The 17,208-nt window shown below is 69.6% G+C and carries 11 protein-coding genes; all 11 read left to right on the top strand.

All coding sequences use genetic code 11. The features are described 5' to 3' along the window. Window positions 1–9 precede the first annotated feature (9 nt). Window positions 10–1,146, top strand: a complete 1,137-nt coding sequence (gene aroB, locus AC2EAQ_RS07695; protein WP_484641587.1) for a 3-dehydroquinate synthase — start codon at window positions 10–12, stop codon at window positions 1,144–1,146. Next, window positions 1,143–2,297, top strand: a complete 1,155-nt coding sequence (locus tag AC2EAQ_RS07690) for a deoxyguanosinetriphosphate triphosphohydrolase (RefSeq protein ID WP_484641584.1) — start codon at window positions 1,143–1,145, stop codon at window positions 2,295–2,297. Before aroB ends, AC2EAQ_RS07690 begins: the two co-directional genes overlap by 4 nt. 3 nt (window positions 2,298–2,300) lie before the next feature. Further along, window positions 2,301–3,002: a transposase gene (locus AC2EAQ_RS07685; protein ID WP_484641579.1), complete on the top strand. Its 702-nt coding sequence runs from the start codon at window positions 2,301–2,303 to the stop codon at window positions 3,000–3,002. A gap of 118 nt (window positions 3,003–3,120) precedes the next feature. Beyond that, window positions 3,121–7,833, top strand: coding sequence for a glutamate synthase-related protein (locus AC2EAQ_RS07680; protein ID WP_484641574.1), 4,713 nt, complete (start codon window positions 3,121–3,123; stop codon window positions 7,831–7,833). Between the two features lie 18 nt (window positions 7,834–7,851). Next, window positions 7,852–9,339, top strand: coding sequence for a glutamate synthase subunit beta (locus AC2EAQ_RS07675; RefSeq protein WP_484641570.1), 1,488 nt, complete (start codon window positions 7,852–7,854; stop codon window positions 9,337–9,339). A 221-nt stretch (window positions 9,340–9,560) separates the two neighbouring features. Next, window positions 9,561–10,052: a type IV pilin protein gene (locus tag AC2EAQ_RS07670; protein WP_484641567.1), complete on the top strand. Its 492-nt coding sequence runs from the start codon at window positions 9,561–9,563 to the stop codon at window positions 10,050–10,052. Then, on the top strand, window positions 10,046–10,693 hold the full coding sequence (locus tag AC2EAQ_RS07665) for a pilus assembly FimT family protein (RefSeq protein ID WP_484641562.1): 648 nt from the start codon (window positions 10,046–10,048) through the stop codon (window positions 10,691–10,693). Before AC2EAQ_RS07670 ends, AC2EAQ_RS07665 begins: the two co-directional genes overlap by 7 nt. After that, window positions 10,690–11,160 carry a type IV pilus modification PilV family protein gene (locus AC2EAQ_RS07660; protein ID WP_484641557.1) on the top strand — a complete coding sequence of 157 codons (471 nt, stop codon included), beginning with the start codon at window positions 10,690–10,692 and terminating at the stop codon, window positions 11,158–11,160. The genes AC2EAQ_RS07665 and AC2EAQ_RS07660 overlap by 4 nt, the downstream gene beginning before the upstream one ends. 53 nt (window positions 11,161–11,213) lie before the next feature. Continuing rightward, window positions 11,214–12,299 (top strand): PilW family protein, encoded by a 1,086-nt coding sequence (locus tag AC2EAQ_RS07655; RefSeq protein ID WP_484641553.1) that lies wholly within the window; start codon window positions 11,214–11,216, stop codon window positions 12,297–12,299. Beyond that, the gene (locus AC2EAQ_RS07650) at window positions 12,299–12,964 is read left to right on the top strand and encodes a pilus assembly PilX family protein (protein WP_484641549.1); all 666 of its coding nucleotides are present in this window, start codon (window positions 12,299–12,301) and stop codon (window positions 12,962–12,964) included. Before AC2EAQ_RS07655 ends, AC2EAQ_RS07650 begins: the two co-directional genes overlap by 1 nt. Before the next feature lie 22 nt (window positions 12,965–12,986). After that, entirely contained in the window at window positions 12,987–17,201 is a 4,215-nt protein-coding gene (locus AC2EAQ_RS07645; protein WP_484641547.1) for a PilC/PilY family type IV pilus protein, read from the top strand. Window positions 17,202–17,208 lie beyond the last annotated feature (7 nt).

Here is a 17,208-nt window from a genome sequence, read left to right as displayed (position 1 = left end):
ACTCGGCGCATGCCGGGACCGTCCCTCGTCAGCGCGCCAAGCCGCGCCCACCTGCGTTGCCGCGTGCCGATCTCGCTCGGCGAGCGCAGCTACGACATCCTGATCGGCGACGGGCTGATCGGCGATGCGTCCACCTGGCAGGGCCTGCCGGCCGCCCGCGCGGCGGTCGTGGTGAGCAACCCGACCGTCTCCGCGCTGCACGGTGCGGCGCTGCATGCGGCGCTGGGCGGCCTGTACGCCCAGGTGATCGGCGTCGACCTGCCCGACGGCGAGAGCCACAAGGAGTGGGCCTCGCTCGACAGGCTGTTCGACCGTCTGCTCGCGCAGGCCTGCGACCGCCGCACCACGCTGTTCGCGCTGGGCGGCGGCGTCGTCGGCGACATGACCGGCTTCGCGGCCGCCTGCTACATGCGCGGCGTGCCCTTCGTGCAGGTGCCCACCACGCTGCTGGCGCAGGTGGACTCGTCGGTGGGCGGCAAGACCGCGATCAACCACCCGCGCGGCAAGAACATGATCGGCGCGTTCTACCAGCCGCTGCGCGTGGTGTGCGACCTGGCGCTGCTGGACACCCTGCCGCAGCGGGAGCTGTCGGCGGGGCTGGCCGAGGTGGTGAAGTACGGCCCGATCGCCGACCCGGCGTTCCTCGACTGGATCGAGGCGAACGCCGACGCGCTGATGGCGCGCGACCGCGACGCGCTGGCCCATGCGGTGCGGCGCTCGTGCGAGATCAAGGCCGGCGTGGTCGGCGCCGACGAGCGCGAGGCCGGGCTGCGCGCGATCCTTAACTTCGGCCACACCTTCGGCCACGCCATCGAGGCCGGCCTGGGCTACGGCACCTGGCTGCACGGCGAGGCCGTGGGCTGCGGCATGGTGATGGCGGCCGACCTGTCGGCCCGCCTCGGCCTCGTGCCGCCCGGCTTCGTGCAGCGGCTGCGCGCCCTGTGCCAGCGCTGCGGCCTGCCTGTGCAGGCGCCGCACCTGGGCGGCGCCGGGCGCTGGATCGATCTGATGAGCGTGGACAAGAAGGCCGAGGGCGGCGAGCTGCGCTTCGTGCTGATCGACGGCCTGGGCCGCGCGACGCTGCGGCCGGTGCCCGAAGCGGTGCTGCGCGAAACCCTGGCCGCCTGCTGCGAGCCCGGCCCGTGAGCGCGCTGGCGCCGTATGCGTGCGACCCCGCGCGCACGCGCGGGCGCCGCGTGGCCGAAGCGGCGGCACCGCCGCGCAACGAGCACCAGCGCGACCGCGACCGCGTCGTGCACAGCACGGCCTTCCGCCGTCTCGTCTACAAGACCCAGGTGTTCGTCAACCACGAGGGCGACCTGTTCCGCACGCGGCTGACGCACTCGCTGGAGGTGGCGCAGATCGGCCGCTCGATCGCCCGCGCGCTGCAGCTCAACGAGGACCTGGTCGAGGCCGTGGCCCTGGCGCACGACCTCGGCCACACGCCCTTCGGCCATGCGGGGCAGGACGCGCTCGACGACTGCATGCGCGACCACGGTGGCTTCGAGCACAACCTGCAGAGCCTGCGCGTGGTGGACCGCCTCGAGCAGCGCTATGCCGCCTTCGACGGCCTGAACCTCACCTTCGAGTCGCGCGAGGGGATCCTGAAGCACTGCACGCGCAGCGCCGCGGCGCGGATCGAGGCCGACGACCCGCAGGGCGTGGCACGACGCTTCCTCGACGGCGGACAGCCGAGCCTGGAGGCGCAGCTGTGCAACCTGGCCGACGAGATCGCCTACGCCGCGCACGACCTGGACGATGGCGTGCGCTCGGGGCTGCTCACGCTGGCCCAGCTGGAGGAGGTGCCGCTGGTGGCCCGCCACCGGGCCGAGGCCTTGGCGCAGCACCCGTCGCTGGCCGGCGCGGCCGAGCGGCGCCTGCTCGCCGAGACGCTGCGCCGGCTGCTGTCGGCGCAGGTGGGCGACATCATCGAGACGACGCGCGGCCTGCTCGCCGCGCAGGCGCCGGACTCGGTGGACGCGGTGCGCGCGGCGCCGCCACTGGTGCGGTTCTCGCCGGGGATGCGCGAGCAGGCCACCGTGCTCAAGCGCTTCCTGTTCGCGGCGCTGTACCGGCATCCGCAGGTGGAGCGCACCACCGCCCGCGCCCGCGAGGTGCTGCGCACCGTGTTCGCAGCCTACGCGCAGCGCCCGGCCGAACTGCCCGACGAGCACCGCGCCGCCTTCGAGCGCGACGGCCATCGCGCGCTGGCGGACTACGTGGCGGGCATGACCGACCGCTTCGCCGCGCGCGAGTACCGCCGCCTGACCGGCGAGCGCGCGTTCGACCGGGACTGAGCCATGGCGCGCCTGACCCGACTGGCGCTGGATGGCGAGTTGCACCTGCTGGCACTGACGGGCCACAACGGCGCACCGGTGTTCGTCGACGACGCCGATCGCGACACCTTCATGTCGATGCTGCGCCAGGCGGCTAGCGATCACGGGGTGGCGATCCATGCCTACGTGTTGCTCGACGCCGAGGTGCGTCTGCTGGCCACGCCGGCCCGGGCCGAAGCGCTCGGCCGGCTGGTTCAGGCCCTGGGTCGACGCTACGTGCTGGCCTACAACCGGCGGCACAGCCGGCGCGGCACCTTGTGGGAAGGCCGGTTCAGGTCCTGCGTGGTCGACGCGCCGGCCTGGCTGATGCCCGCCACGGTGCGGCTGGAAAGCCTGCCGGTGGCGGCTGGCCTGGCGGCGGCGCCGGCCGACTGGCCCTGGTCGAGCGCGATGCACCATGTCGGCGCGCGCCGCGACCCGTTGGTGACCGAGCATCCCCGGTACTGGAGCCTTGGCAACACGCCGTTCGACCGGGAGTTGGCGCACGCTCGCCTGCTGGAAGAGGGCATGGCTGCGGCGAGCACCGACGCCCTGGAGTCTGCGTTGAGGCGCGGCCATGCCCTCGGCGACGGCGCCTTTCTTGCAAGGCTGGCGGAACAGACGGACCGGCCGCTGACGGCACGACCCCGAGGTCGACCGCGCCTCGTAAAGACTGACCCCATTTAACTGGGTCATCGTTTCGGGGCGGCTGTTTACCGAGTCTGACCCCATTTAATTCAGCTTGGCTTGATTGCTGCACTGCAGTAACCTCGCCGTCCCCGAATCGGTCCTCCTGGAGAGCCGCATGAGCACCGCCAGCCACCAAGAACGAGAACTCGCCGCCGCCGAGGGCCTGTACGACCCCCGTCAGGAGCATGACGCTTGCGGCGTGGGCTTCGTGGCCCACATCAAGGGCCAGCGCTCGCACCACATCGTCGAGCAGGGCCTGAAGATCCTGGAGAACCTGGACCATCGCGGCGCGGTCGGGGCCGACAAGCTGATGGGCGACGGCGCCGGCATCCTGATCCAGGTGCCCGACGAGTTCTATCGCGCCGAGATGGCGGCCCAGGGTGTGGAACTGCCGCCACCCGGCGAGTACGGCGTGGGCATGATCTTCCTGCCCAAGGAGCACGCCTCGCGCCTGGCCTGCGAGCAGGAACTGGCGCGCGCCGTCAAGGCCGAGGGCCAGGTGCTGCTGGGCTGGCGCGACGTGCCGGTGGACCGGGACATGCCGATGAGCCCGGCCGTGCGCGCCAAGGAGCCGGTGATCCGCCAGATCTTCATCGGCCGCGGCCCCGACGTGATCGTGCCCGACGCGCTGGAGCGCAAGCTGTACGTGATCCGCAAGACGGCGTCGGCAGCGATCCAGGCGCTCAAGCTGACGCACAGCCGCGAGTACTACGTGCCCAGCATGAGCTGCCGCACGGTCATCTACAAGGGCCTGCTGCTGGCCGACCAGGTGGGCGTGTACTACCGCGACCTGGCCGACCCGCGCGTGGTCAGCGCAATGGCGCTGGTGCATCAGCGCTTCTCCACCAACACCTTCCCCGAGTGGCCGCTCGCGCACCCGTACCGCATGGTCGCCCACAACGGCGAGATCAACACGGTCAAGGGCAACTTCAACTGGATGCGTGCGCGCGAGGGCGTGATGCAGTCGCCGGTGCTGGGCGCCGACCTGAAGAAGCTCTACCCGATCAGCTTCGAGCACCAGAGCGACACGGCCACCTTCGACAACGCACTCGAGTTGCTGACCATGTCGGGCTACCCGCTCGCGCACGCGGCAATGATGATGATCCCCGAGGCCTGGGAGCAGCACGAGGGCATGGACGTGCGGCGCCGCGCGTTCTACGAGTACCACGCCGCGATGATGGAGCCGTGGGACGGCCCGGCGGCGATGGTGTTCACCGACGGCAAGCAGATCGGTGCCACGCTCGACCGCAACGGCCTGCGCCCGGCGCGCTACATCGTCACCGACGACGACCTCGTGGTGATGGCCAGCGAGTCCGGCGTGCTGCCGATCCCCGAGCCGAGCATCGTCAAGAAGTGGCGCCTGCAGCCGGGCAAGATGTTCCTGATCGACCTGGAGCAGGGCCGCATCGTCGACGACGAGGAGCTGAAGAACCAGTTCGCCTTCGCCAAGCCCTACCGCCAGTGGATCGAGAACGTGCGCGTCAAGCTCGACGCGATCGAGATCGATCCTGCCGCGCCGCTGCCGCACGCCGAGAGCCTTCTCGACCGCCAGCAGGCCTTCGGCTACACGCAGGAGGACATCAAGTTCCTGCTCAGCCCGATGGCCGCCAACGGCGAGGAGGGCATCGGCTCGATGGGCAACGACTCGCCGCTGGCGGTGCTGTCGGACAAGAACAAGCCGCTGTACAACTACTTCAAGCAGCTGTTCGCCCAGGTGACGAACCCGCCGATCGACCCGATCCGCGAGGCCATCGTGATGTCGCTCAACAGCTTCATCGGGCCCAAGCCGAACCTGCTGGACATCAACGCGGTGAACCCGCCGATGCGCCTGGAGGTGACGCAGCCGGTCCTGGACTTCGACGACATGGCGCGCCTGCGCGCGATCGAGAAGCACACGAACGGCAAGTTCAAGAGCTACGAGCTCGACATCACCTACCCGCTGGCCTGGGGCAAGGAGGGCATCGAGGCCAAGCTGGCGTCGCTGTGTGCCGAAAGCGTGGACGCGCTGCGCAGCGGCCACAACATCCTGATCGTGACCGACCGCGCGATGTCGCGCACCCAGGTGGCGATTCCCGCGCTGCTGGCGCTGTCGGCCGTGCACCACCACCTGGTGCGCGAGGGCCTTCGCACCACCGCCGGCCTGGTGGTGGAAACCGCCAGCGCCCGCGAGGTGCACCACTTCGCCGTGCTCGCGGGCTACGGTGCCGAGGCGGTGCATCCGTACCTGGCGATGGAGACCCTGGTCGACATGCACCGGGAACTGCCGGGTGACCTGTCGGCCGACAAGGCGATCTACAACTACGTCAAGGCCATCGGCAAGGGCCTGTCGAAGATCATGTCCAAGATGGGCATCAGCACGTACATGTCGTACTGCGGCGCCCAGATCTTCGAGGCCGTGGGCCTGGACAAGGCGCTGGTGGAGAAGTACTTCCGCGGCACGGCCACGCAGGTGGGCGGCATCGGCGTGTTCGAGGTGGCCGAGGAGGCGCTGCGCATGCACCGCGCCGCGTTCGGCGACGACCCGGTGCTCGAGGGCATGCTCGACGCCGGCGGCGAATACGCCTGGCGCGTGCGCGGCGAGGAGCACATGTGGACGCCCGACGCGATCGCCAAGCTGCAGCACAGCGCGCGCGCGGGCAAGTTCGACACCTACAAGGAGTTCGCGCAGATCATCAACGACCAGAGCCGCCGCCACATGACGCTGCGCGGCCTGTTCGAGTTCCGGCTCGACCCGTCGAAGGCGATTCCGCTCGACGAGGTGGAGCCCGCGGCCGAGATCGTCAAGCGCTTCGCCACCGGCGCGATGTCGCTCGGCTCGATCTCCACCGAGGCGCACTCCACGCTGGCCATCGCGATGAACCGCATCGGCGGCAAGAGCAACACCGGCGAGGGCGGCGAGGACCCGGCGCGCTACCGCAACGAGCTCAAGGGCATCCGCATCACCGCCGGCACCAAGGTCAGTGACGTCATCGGCGCCAAGGTGATCGAGGCCGACTACGAGATGAAGGACGGCGACAGCCTGCGCAGCAAGATCAAGCAGGTGGCCTCGGGGCGCTTCGGAGTCACCACCGAGTACCTCGTCAGCGCCGACCAGATCCAGATCAAGATGGCCCAGGGCGCCAAGCCGGGCGAGGGCGGCCAGCTGCCCGGCGGCAAGGTCAGCGAGTACATCGGCTTCCTGCGCTACAGCGTGCCGGGCGTCGGCCTGATCAGCCCGCCGCCGCACCACGACATCTACTCCATCGAGGACCTGGCGCAGCTGATCCACGACCTGAAGAACGCCAACCCGCGCGCGTCGATCAGCGTCAAGCTGGTCAGCGAGGTGGGCGTGGGCACGGTGGCCGCGGGCGTGGCCAAGTGCAAGGCCGACCATGTGGTGATTGCCGGCCATGACGGCGGCACCGGCGCCAGCCCCTGGAGCAGCATCAAGCACGCCGGCACGCCCTGGGAGCTGGGCCTGGCCGAGACGCAGCAGACCCTGGTGCTGAACCGCCTGCGCGGCCGCATCCGCGTGCAGGCCGACGGCCAGATGAAGACCGGCCGCGACGTGGTGATCGGCGCGCTGCTGGGCGCCGACGAGTTCGGCTTCGCCACGGCGCCGCTGGTGGCCGAGGGCTGCATCATGATGCGCAAGTGCCACCTGAACACCTGCCCGGTGGGCGTGGCCACGCAGGACCCGGTGCTGCGCGCCAAGTTCTCGGGCAAGCCCGAGCACGTCGTCAACTACTTCTTCTTCGTCGCCGAGGAGGCGCGCCAGATCATGGCGCAGCTGGGCATCCGCCGCTTCGACGACCTGATCGGCCGCGCCGACCTGCTCGACACCCGCAAGGGCGTCGCGCACTGGAAGGCGCGCGGGCTGGACTTCAGCCGCGTGTTCCACCTGCCCGCCGTGCCGGCCGACGTGCCGCGGCGCCAGGTCGACGAGCAGGACCACCGCCTCGACCGCGCGCTCGACGTGACGCTGATCGAGAAGTGCCGGCCTGCGATCGAGCGCGGCGAGAAGGTGCAGTTCATGCAGGACGTGCGCAACGTCAACCGCTCGGTGGGCGCGATGCTGTCGGGCGAGCTGGTGCGGCACCGCCCCGAGGGGCTGCCCGACCACACCATCTTCATGCAGATGGAAGGCACCGGCGGCCAGAGCTTCGGCGCGTTCCTGGCCTCGGGCATCACGCAGTACCTGATCGGCGACGCCAACGACTACACCGGCAAGGGCCTGTCGGGCGGACGCATCGTGGTGCGGCCGAGCATCGACTTCCGCGGCGAGGCCACCGCCAACATCATCATCGGCAACACCGCGCTGTACGGCGCCACCAGCGGCGAAGCCTTCTTCCGCGGCGTGGCCGGCGAGCGCTTCGCGGTGCGCCTGTCGGGCGCCACCGCGGTGGTGGAAGGCACGGGCGACCACGGCTGCGAGTACATGACCGGCGGCACGGTGGTCGTGCTGGGCCGCACCGGGCGCAACTTCGCGGCCGGCATGTCCGGCGGACTGGCCTTCGTCTACGACGAGGACGGCCAGTTCGCCCGGCGCTGCAACACCAGCATGGTGTCGCTGGACAAGGTGGTGCCGCGCGACGAGCAGGACCCGTCCACCTTCCACCGCGGCCAGGCCGACGAGGCGCTGCTGCGCAAGCTGATCGACGACCACCACCGCTGGACGGGCAGCCTGCGCGCGCGCCACATCCTCGACACCTGGGCCGAGGCGCGCGGGCGCTTCGTGAAGGTGTTCCCGCACGAGTACGCGCGCGCGCTCAAGCAGATGAACGCGACGCAGACCGCCGACGCGACCATCGCGAAGGCGAAGACCAAGGCCGCGGTGCCGGCGAAGTAAGCACAGGACGAGATCACCATGGGCAAAGTCACCGGCTTCCTCGAACACGAGCGACTCGAAGAGGGCTACGAGCCCGTCCCCCAGCGGCTGAAGACCTGGAAGGAATTCGTCATCGGCCTGAGCACCGAGCAGGCCAAGGTGCAGGGCGCGCGCTGCATGGACTGCGGCACGCCGTTCTGCAACAGCGGCTGCCCGGTCAACAACGTGATCCCGGACTTCAACGACCTCGTCTACCGCGGCCGCCCGCAGGACTGGGCCGACGCGATCCGCGTGCTGCACTCGACCAACAACTTCCCCGAGTTCACCGGCCGCGTCTGCCCGGCGCCCTGCGAGGCCGCCTGCACGCTCAACGTCAACGACGACGCGGTGGGCATCAAGTCGATCGAGCACGCGATCATCGACCGCGCCTGGGCCGAGGGCTGGGTGAAGCCGCAGCCGCCCAAGGCGAAGACGGGCCGCAAGGTCGCCGTCGTCGGCTCGGGGCCGGCGGGTCTGGCCGCGGCGCAGCAGCTCGCGCGCGCCGGCCACGACGTGACGGTGTTCGAGAAGAACAGCCGCATCGGCGGCCTGCTGCGCTACGGCATCCCCGACTTCAAGATGGAGAAGTCGCACATCGACCGCCGCGTCGAGCAGATGAAGGCCGAGGGCGTCACCTTCCGCACCGGCGTGCTGGTGGGCGCGATGCCCGAGGGCTCGAAGGTCACCAACGACGCGCGCGAGACGGTGTCGGCGGCCGAACTGAAGGCGGCCTTCGACGCCGTGCTGCTGACCGGTGGTGCCGAGCAGTCGCGCGACCTGCCGGTGCCCGGGCGCGAGCTCGACGGCGTGCACTTCGCGATGGAGTTCCTGCCGCAGCAGAACAAGGTGGTGGCCGGCGACAAGGTCAAGGGCCAGATCATGGCCACGGGCAAGCACGTGATCGTGATCGGCGGCGGCGACACCGGCAGCGACTGCGTGGGCACCAGCAACCGCCACGGCGCGGCCAGCGTGACGCAGTTCGAGCTGATGCCGATGCCGCCCGAGCAGGAGAACAAGCCGCTGGTGTGGCCCTACTGGCCGACCAAGCTGCGCACCAGCTCCAGCCACGAGGAAGGCTGCAGCCGCGAGTTCGCCATCGCCACCAAGGAGTTCGTGGCCGGCACCGGCAAGGACAAGGGCCGCGTCGTCGGCCTGAAGACGGTGCACGTGCAGTGGCAGGGCGGCAAGATGGTCGAGGTGCCCGGCACCGAGAAGGAATGGAAGGCCGACCTGGTGCTGCTGGCGATGGGCTTCGTGAGCCCGGTCGCGTCGGTGCTCGACGCCTTCGGCGTGGAGCGCGACAACCGCGGCAATGCCAAGGCCGGCACCGACTTCACCGGCGGCTACCGCACCGGTGTCGACAAGGTGTTCGCCGCGGGCGACATGCGCCGCGGCCAGAGTCTCGTGGTCTGGGCGATCCGGGAGGGTCGCCAGGCCGCGCGTGCGGTCGACGAGTTCCTGATGGGCGAGAGCGACCTGCCGCGCTGACCGGGCCCCGGCCCGCTCCGCGCGGGCCGCCGCTTGCATCCGGTTACGTGTGGCAGCCCCCGATCCGGGGGCGGTGTGGCGCGGGGGCGCGCCACTCGTCGGTGGGCGTTGACCGCCCGTCGGGCCAGGGGGCGCGCGTGCAGTAACTCACACCACGCGCCAGGGCGCTGGCTGCACCATGCAGCACCCGAAACCACGCCCGCCATCGACGGTACCGCCCGATGCCCCGCTGCCTGCCGCACGTCACTGCCCGCGCACTGTCGCGGGGCTTCACCATCCTCGAACTGCTGATCGTCATCGGCATCGTCGGGATCCTGGCGGCCGTGGCGCTGCCGGCCTATGGCGACTACGTGCGCCGCGGTCAGTTGCCGGAAGCGTTCTCCGGCATGGCGGACCTGCGCGTGAAGATGGAGCAGTACTACCAGGATCGTCGGAGGTACGGGTCCGCCAATGGCCCCAATTGCGCTGACGACACGCCGCCGGCATGGCGCGGCACGGGTGGCACGCTTCTTTATCCGGGGGCCCAGTTCTTCACCTTCGCCTGCGAAGTCACCGATTCGGGGCAGGGCTACACCCTCACGGCCAACGGAACTGCCGGCCGGGCCGCGGGCCACACCTACACGCTGACCCACGCTAACCAGCGCGCCACCACGCAGTTCAAGGGCCAGGGGGTGACGCGCGGCTGCTGGCTGTCCAAGGGCGACGAATGCTGACCGGCCGCCGCCGCGCCCGCGGCGTCACCCTGATCGAGCTGGCGGTGGCGCTCACCGTGCTGGCGCTGCTGATGTTCGCGGTGCTGCCCAGCGTGGGCGTGTGGATCCGCAACACGCAGGTGCGCAACACCGCGTCGTCCATCTATGCGGGGCTGCAGGTGGCGCGCAACGAGGCGATCCGGCGCAACACGGCGATCCGCTTCTCCCTCGTGTCGCTCACCGATGCCGCGGTGATGAACAACACCTGCGCGCTGTCGAGCACGGGCGTGTCCTGGGTGGTCAGCGTGCGCGACCCGTCGAGCCAGTGCCAGTACCTCCCGTCCAACGTCGCCACGGATGCCAACGACCCGATGATCGTGGACAAGAACGCCGGCGGCCAGGGAGGCCGTAACGTCGTGACCTGCGCCAACGTGCTCGACGGCAGCGCGACTGCCGACACGGTGATCTTTAACGGCTTCGGCCGGGTCGAGAACGCCACGCCGATCGGCTTCATCGACGTCACCAACGAGACCCTGTCCAACGACTACCGGCGCTTCCGCATCGAGGTGTCGCCCGGGGGCTCGCTGCGCATGTGCGACCTGGCGGTCACCGCCACCACCGACGCCCGTTTCTGCCCCACGCGAGCCACGGCATGTTCATGACAACCCGCTCCTTTCCCCGTCGCGCCCGTGGCGCAGGCAAGGCCGTCCGCGGCTTCATGCTGCTGGAGGTGCTGGTGGCCCTGCTGATCTTCTCGATCGGCGTGCTCGGCATCGTCGGCCTGCAGGCCGCGATGACCAAGGCCCAGACCGGCTCGAAGTTCCGTGCCGATGCGTCCTTCCTGGCCCAGCGGCTGATCGCCAGCATGTGGTCCGACCGCAGCGGGCTGGCCAGCTACGGCGGCGCCAACTGCGCCGGCCACACCCGCTGCAGCGAGTGGCTCGACGAGGTGGCGCGCGCGCTGCCCGGCGGCACCGCCACCGTCGACGTCACGCCGCTGGCCGATGGCACCGTCAGCGGCGTCGTGGTGGCCGCCGACGTCACCGTGACCATCACGTGGACGCCTCCCAACGAGGAGACCCGCAACTACACCACCACGTCGTCCGTCTCCAGCAAGAGCCCGACATGACATCGCACTCCCCGGTTCCCACCCCAGCCGCCCGGCGGCATGCTGAGCGCGGCGTGACGCTCGTCGAAGTGATGGTCGGCATGGTCGTCGGCCTGTTCGCCGTGATGTTCATCAGCCAGGTGCTGCTGACCTCCGAAGGCCAGAAGCGCACCGCCACCGGCGGCTCCGACGCGCAGGTCAACGGTGCGCTGGCGCTGTACACGCTGCAGCGCGACCTGCAGATGGCGGGCTACGGCATCGCCAGCAGCCCGAACGTCATCGGCTGCCCCCTCAACGCGCGCTTCAACAGCGCCACGCCCACGGGCTTCGCCACCACGCTGGCGCCGGTGGTCATCACGCCCGAGGCCTCGCGCCCTTCCGGCAGCGTGGGCGACTCGGTGCGCATGCTGGCCAGTTCCAAGGATTCGTTCTCGGTCCCTACCCGGGTGATCCCGCCGGGCTACGCCGTCGGCGGCAACGAGTTCCCGGTGCGCGCGTCGGTCGGCTTCTCGCAGGGCGACCTGGCGCTGGTGGGTACCAACGGCACGTCGCCGTGCTGGGTGTTCCAGGTGACCGGCGCGCCCGGGGCCCGCTCCCTGCCGCGCGGCAACGCGACCGCGGCCTGGAACCCGTCGAACACGCCGGACGTGGCCTATGGCGATGGCGCGGTGATGATGAACCTGGGCACGCTGGTGGACAACCGCTACGAGATCCGCAACGGCACCACGACCCTGTGGGCGTCGAGCTTCAACGTGGCGACGCCGAGTGCACGCATCGACCGCGAGATCCAGCCCGACATCGTCAACCTGCGCGCGTTCTACGGGCGCGACACGTCGGTGCCGGCCGACGGCATCATCGACGTGTTCGACACCACCACGCCCACCTCCAACGACGGCTGGCTGCGCGTGCTGGCCGTGCGCGTGATCCTGGTCGCCCGCAGCTCGACCTGGGAGAAGGAGCAGGTCACGCCCGCCAATCCCGAGTGGTCGGTGGGCACCGAGCCCGCCGTGGCCGGTGCGACCACCTGTTCGTCGGGCACCGGCGAGTGCATCACGATCGACGTCGGCGCCGGCGCATCGGGCGACGTCGAGGCCAAGCATCACCGCTACAAGGTGTTCGACACCGTGATCCCGTTGCGCAACATGCTCTGGAGTTCGTGATGAGCCGCAGCCTCTTCATCCGCACGCAGCGCGGTGTCTCGCTGCTGTTCGCCCTGCTGGCCCTGGCCGCGATCTCGCTGGCCGCGGTGGCCCTGGTGCGTTCGGTCGATTCGGGCACCCAGGTCATCGGCAACCTCAGCTTCAAACAGGACGCCACCTCGGCGGCCGACCGTGCGGCCGAGATGGCGCGCGTCTGGCTGATGGCGCCCGGTCGCAACCTGCTGGCCGACTCTCCGGCCGGCGAGGGCTACTACGCCACTGCGCAGGACAACCTCGACCCGACCGGCCGCCTCACGTCGGCCAGCAACCTGATGGCGGTGGTCAACTGGGGCGACTCCGACAGCTGCGCCTGCCTGAGCTCGTCGCCGCAGACCTGCTCTTCGTGCAACCGCATGCCGTCCAACGAGATCTCGCTGAACGGCGGTGCGGTGCGCGCGCGCTACATCATCACGCGGCTGTGTCCGGCCACCGGCGCGGTGAACGCGCTCAACGCCTGTGCACAGCCCGCTTCGTCCGCGTTGTCTTCGGCGAAGGCACGCGGCGAGATCCGCGTGGGCACCGAGAAACGGCCCGACGAGTCGGTCCAGGTGCCCTACTACCGCGTGATCGTGCGCACCGTCAGCGGTCGCAACACGGTCAGCTTCACCGAGACGGTGCTGTACTGATCAGGGAACGGAGAAAACGAACATGTCCATGCCGCAACTCTTTCCGCGCCCGGGCCGGGGCCGCGCCGCGCGCACCGCGATGGCCACGCTGGCCCTGCTGGCCATCGCGCCCGCCGCGTTCGCCCAGCTCACGGACATCGCGTCGAACCCGCTGACGACGTCGGCGCCGAACCAGGTCAAGCCGAATCTGCTCTTCATCCTGGATGATTCGGGCTCGATGGGCAGCGACTACATGCCCGACGACGTCGCCGGCCTGGCCGGTGGCTCCTACGGCCGCAACGCGTCTCAGTGCAATGGCCTGGCCTACAACCCGGACAGCACGTACCAGGTGCCGGTGGATGCGACGGGTGCCGATCGGCCCGCAGGCACCTACAACTTTCCTTCGCCCGCCACCCTGAACAACATCCGGTCGATCTCGTCGGCTGCGCCGACGATCGGCACCGGCAGCTTTACGCTGACGCTGAGCAGCGGCTCCGCTGGCAGCTACACGGTCGGCATGGTCGTCACGCTGTACAGCAACACCAATCAGACCGGCCAGTACATGGTGGGCACCGTCACCGCCTGGAACGGCACCACCCGCGTCATCACGGTCAATGTGACCGAGACCCATGGCAGCGGTTCGATGGCCAGCCCTCGCATCGGCGACGGCGACGTGCGGCCGTTCTACTACACCTACTCGGGCACGCAGCCCGCACTGTCCTACACCTACTCGACCAGCGGGGTGATCACCACCACGACGTTCTACCAGCAGTGCAACAGCGTGGTCGGCTCCCTGCCCGGCAGCGCCGTGTTCACGAGGGTGGTCGTCACGCCGTCGACCATCACCCAGAACTACCGCAACTGGTACACCTACTACCGGACGCGGATGCAGATGGCCAAGTCGGCCACCTCGCTCGCCTTCCGCACCATCGGGGACCGGTTCCGCGTCGGCTACACGACGATCAGCTCGAACTACGTCGACGGAAGCGACTTCCTCAACATCACCGACTTCGACGCCACCCAGAAGGGCAGCTTCTACACGGCACTGAACTCGGCCGCGCCCGGGGGCTACACGCCCTTGCGGGGCGCGCTGTCCAAGGCGGGCCGCTACTACGCCCGCATGGGCTTCCAGTCCGACGGCACGGCGCAGTCCTACGACCCGGTGCAGTTCTCCTGTCAGAAGAACTTCGCGATCCTGACGACGGACGGCTACTGGAACACCCAGGAGGAAGTCAACTCGACGACCTGGACCAGCTACGGGCCGGACCGTCTCGACCGCACCGACGTCGGCCAGCAGGACGCCCTCGCGCCGCGACCGATGTATGACGGGGCCACCGTCACGGTCAGCACCCGGACCAGCAACCTCCAGCAGCGCACCACGACGACGCAGACCCAGGAAGCCGTCGTGCAGCTGCAGCAGAGCAACGGCGTGTTGCAGACCCGTACCAGCAGCAACAGCGGGTCGACCTGGTCGTCGTGGTCCAACACGTCGTCGTGCACCTGGGACAACGGCGGCAGCAGCCGGCGCCAGTGCCGCTACAACTACGGTGCCTGGTCCAATGCGTCGTCGTGCACCGTGGCGGGCAACACCGGCACCTCGGGCACATGGTCCATCACGAACGCCGTCCAGTGCCGGTACACGACTCCGGTGTGGAACAACGTCGCCTCGTGCACGCCGTCCTCGCCGCCGCCGTCGGGGGCGTCACCCTACACCGTGGCCAGCGCAACGCTGTGCCAGACGGTGACGAACACCTCGGCCTGGACCAACGTGTCGTCCTGCACCACCGGTTCCGGCGTCGAGTGCCAGTACACCAACTGGAGCTCCTGGTCCAACGTCGCGACCTGCACGGCTGAGCCCCGGTCCAGCGCGTCGCCCTTCACCGTGGGCACGGCGCGCGAGTGCCAGTCGAGCAGCAGCGGCGGCAGCAGCAACTCGCTGGCCGACGTGGCGATGTACTACTACGAGACCGACCTGCGCACGACGGCACTGGGCAACTGCACGCTGGCCAGCGGCACCAACGTCTGCACCAACAACGTGCCGCCGCGCGGTACCGACAACGCCACGCACCAGCACATGTCCACGTTCACGGTGGGCATGGGCGTCAGTGGCACGCTGGCCTATGCCAACAACTACCTATCGGGCGGCTCGGCCGACTACCAGGCCATCCTGCAGGGCACCCGCGACTGGCCGGTGCCCAACGGGGGGGCGGCCAACATCGACGACCTCTGGCATGCCGCCGTCAATGGTCGCGGCCAGTACTTCAACGCGCGCGACCCGGCGTCGCTGGCGCTCGGCCTGACCACGGCGCTGGCGGCGATCGACGCGCAGACGGGCTCCGGCTCGGGCGCGGCGGCGTCGACGCTGCAGCCGGTGGCCGGCGACAACTTCCTGTACATCGCCAAGTACACCACCGTGCACTGGACCGGCGAGCTGGTGGCGCGCACGATCGACCCGCAGACCGGCGCGATCTCCACGACCGACAGCTGGTCGGCCGAGCAGCTGCTCGACGCCCGGGTGGCTGCGGGCACGCCGCGCAACATCTACTACATGCAGCGGTCGGGCAGCGCCAACACCGGCACGCTGCGCTCTTTCACCTACTCCAACCTGAACGCCGACGGGCTGGGCGGCAACTTCTCGAATGCCTGCTCCAAGGCCGTGCCGCTGTCGCAGTGCGCGGACTCGGGCTACGACGTGGCCGGCGCCAACAGCGGCGCCAACATGGTGGACTACCTGCGCGGCACCTACTTCCCCATCTACCGCAACCGCCAGCACATCCTCGGCGACATCGTCGGCGGTGCCCCGGTGTACGTGCGGCGCCCGCCTTTCCAGTACACCGAGAACAACTACGCCACCTTCGTCACCAACAACGCCTCGCGCACCGGTGTCGTGTATGTGGCCGCCAACGACGGCATGCTGCATGCCTTCGACGGCGCCACCGGGCAGGAGATGTGGGCCTATGTGCCGACGATGGTGATGGACCGCATGTACCGCCTGGCTGACAACGACTATGCCAACCGGCACGAGTTCTTCGTCAACGGCGCGCCGGTGGTGGGCGACATCTGGGTGCCGGGCTCGCCGGGCCAGTGGAAGACCATCCTCGTGGGCGGGCTGGGGGCGGGTGGTCGCGGCTACTACGCGCTGGACATCACCAACCCGAATTCGCCCCAGGCCCTGTGGGAGTTCCGGAACGACAGTCTCGGCGGCGACGGCAACCTGGGCTTGAGCTTCGGAAACCCGGTGATCACCAAGCGCGCCGACGGTACCTGGGTGGTGGCCTTCACCTCGGGCTACAACAACGTGTCGCCGGGTGACGGCAACGGCCGGCTCTTCGTGGTCAATGCCAACACCGGCCAGCGCGTCTCCGAGATCCAGACCTACACCTCGGGCACCACGCCCGCCGGATCGACCGGCACGCCGAGCGGCCTGGGCAAGCTCAATGCCTGGGTGGAGTCGACGATCGACAACACCGCGCGGCGGTACTACGCCGGCGACCTGCTCGGCAATCTGTGGCGCTTCGATATCGACAACCTGGTGGCGCCGAACAACGCAGCGCTGCGCCTGGCCTATCTGCAGGCCGGCACGCCGTCCGTGCCGCAGCCGATCACCACGCAGCCAGCCCTGGGCCTGGTGGACTATGGCGGGACGCAGTACCCGGTCGTCTATGTCGGCACCGGGCGCATGCTGGGCTTGTCCGACCTGAGCAGCACGGCGCTGCAGACCGTCTACGCGATCAAGGACCCGCTGACCAACACGCCGCTGGGCGACGTGCGTGCCAGCAGTTCCTTCGTTACGCAGACGCTGTCGCAGACCTCGCCGACCTCGCCACGGACCATCACCAACAACGCGGTCGACTGGACCACGGCCAACGGCTGGCGTGTCGACCTCATCGGCACCGGCGAGCGGGTCAACGTCGACATGCAGTTGATCTTCCAGTCGCTGACCGTGGCCACCAACACGCCCAACAACGACGCCTGCACGGCGGGCGGCAGTTCGTACCTGTACTACTTCGACCTCAACACCGGTTCGGCGCCGCAGGGCTCGACCAACAGCGTGGTCGGCACGTGGCTGGGCGGCACGCTGGTGGTCGGCATGAGCTACCTGACCCTGCAGCAACCCGGAAGCACCGACCCCGGCACCGGCCGCACCATCACGGTGATCATCGACAACCGCGGCGTGCCGCGCACGGACGACGTGCCGCCGCCGCCGCCGCCACCGGCTTCCGGACGCCGGACGTCGTGGCGAGAGCTGGTCAACTGAGTTCCGG

The organism is Aquabacterium sp. T101 (assembly GCF_057219775.1).
This window is presented reverse-complemented; position numbering and strand designations above follow the sequence as displayed.

Excerpts from the sequence above, each read along its gene's own strand:
- aroB (WP_484641587.1), top strand. The coding sequence starts at position 10 with ATGCCGGGACCGTCCCTCGTCAGCGCGCCAAGCCGCGCCCACCTGCGT.
- AC2EAQ_RS07680 (WP_484641574.1), top strand. The coding sequence starts at position 3,121 with ATGAGCACCGCCAGCCACCAAGAACGAGAACTCGCCGCCGCCGAGGGC.
- AC2EAQ_RS07670 (WP_484641567.1), top strand. The coding sequence starts at position 9,561 with ATGCCCCGCTGCCTGCCGCACGTCACTGCCCGCGCACTGTCGCGGGGC.
- AC2EAQ_RS07685 (WP_484641579.1), top strand. The coding sequence starts at position 2,301 with ATGGCGCGCCTGACCCGACTGGCGCTGGATGGCGAGTTGCACCTGCTG.
- AC2EAQ_RS07660 (WP_484641557.1), top strand. The coding sequence starts at position 10,690 with ATGACAACCCGCTCCTTTCCCCGTCGCGCCCGTGGCGCAGGCAAGGCC.
- AC2EAQ_RS07645 (WP_484641547.1), top strand. The coding sequence starts at position 12,987 with ATGTCCATGCCGCAACTCTTTCCGCGCCCGGGCCGGGGCCGCGCCGCG.
- AC2EAQ_RS07665 (WP_484641562.1), top strand. The coding sequence starts at position 10,046 with ATGCTGACCGGCCGCCGCCGCGCCCGCGGCGTCACCCTGATCGAGCTG.
- AC2EAQ_RS07675 (WP_484641570.1), top strand. The coding sequence starts at position 7,852 with ATGGGCAAAGTCACCGGCTTCCTCGAACACGAGCGACTCGAAGAGGGC.
- AC2EAQ_RS07650 (WP_484641549.1), top strand. The coding sequence starts at position 12,299 with ATGAGCCGCAGCCTCTTCATCCGCACGCAGCGCGGTGTCTCGCTGCTG.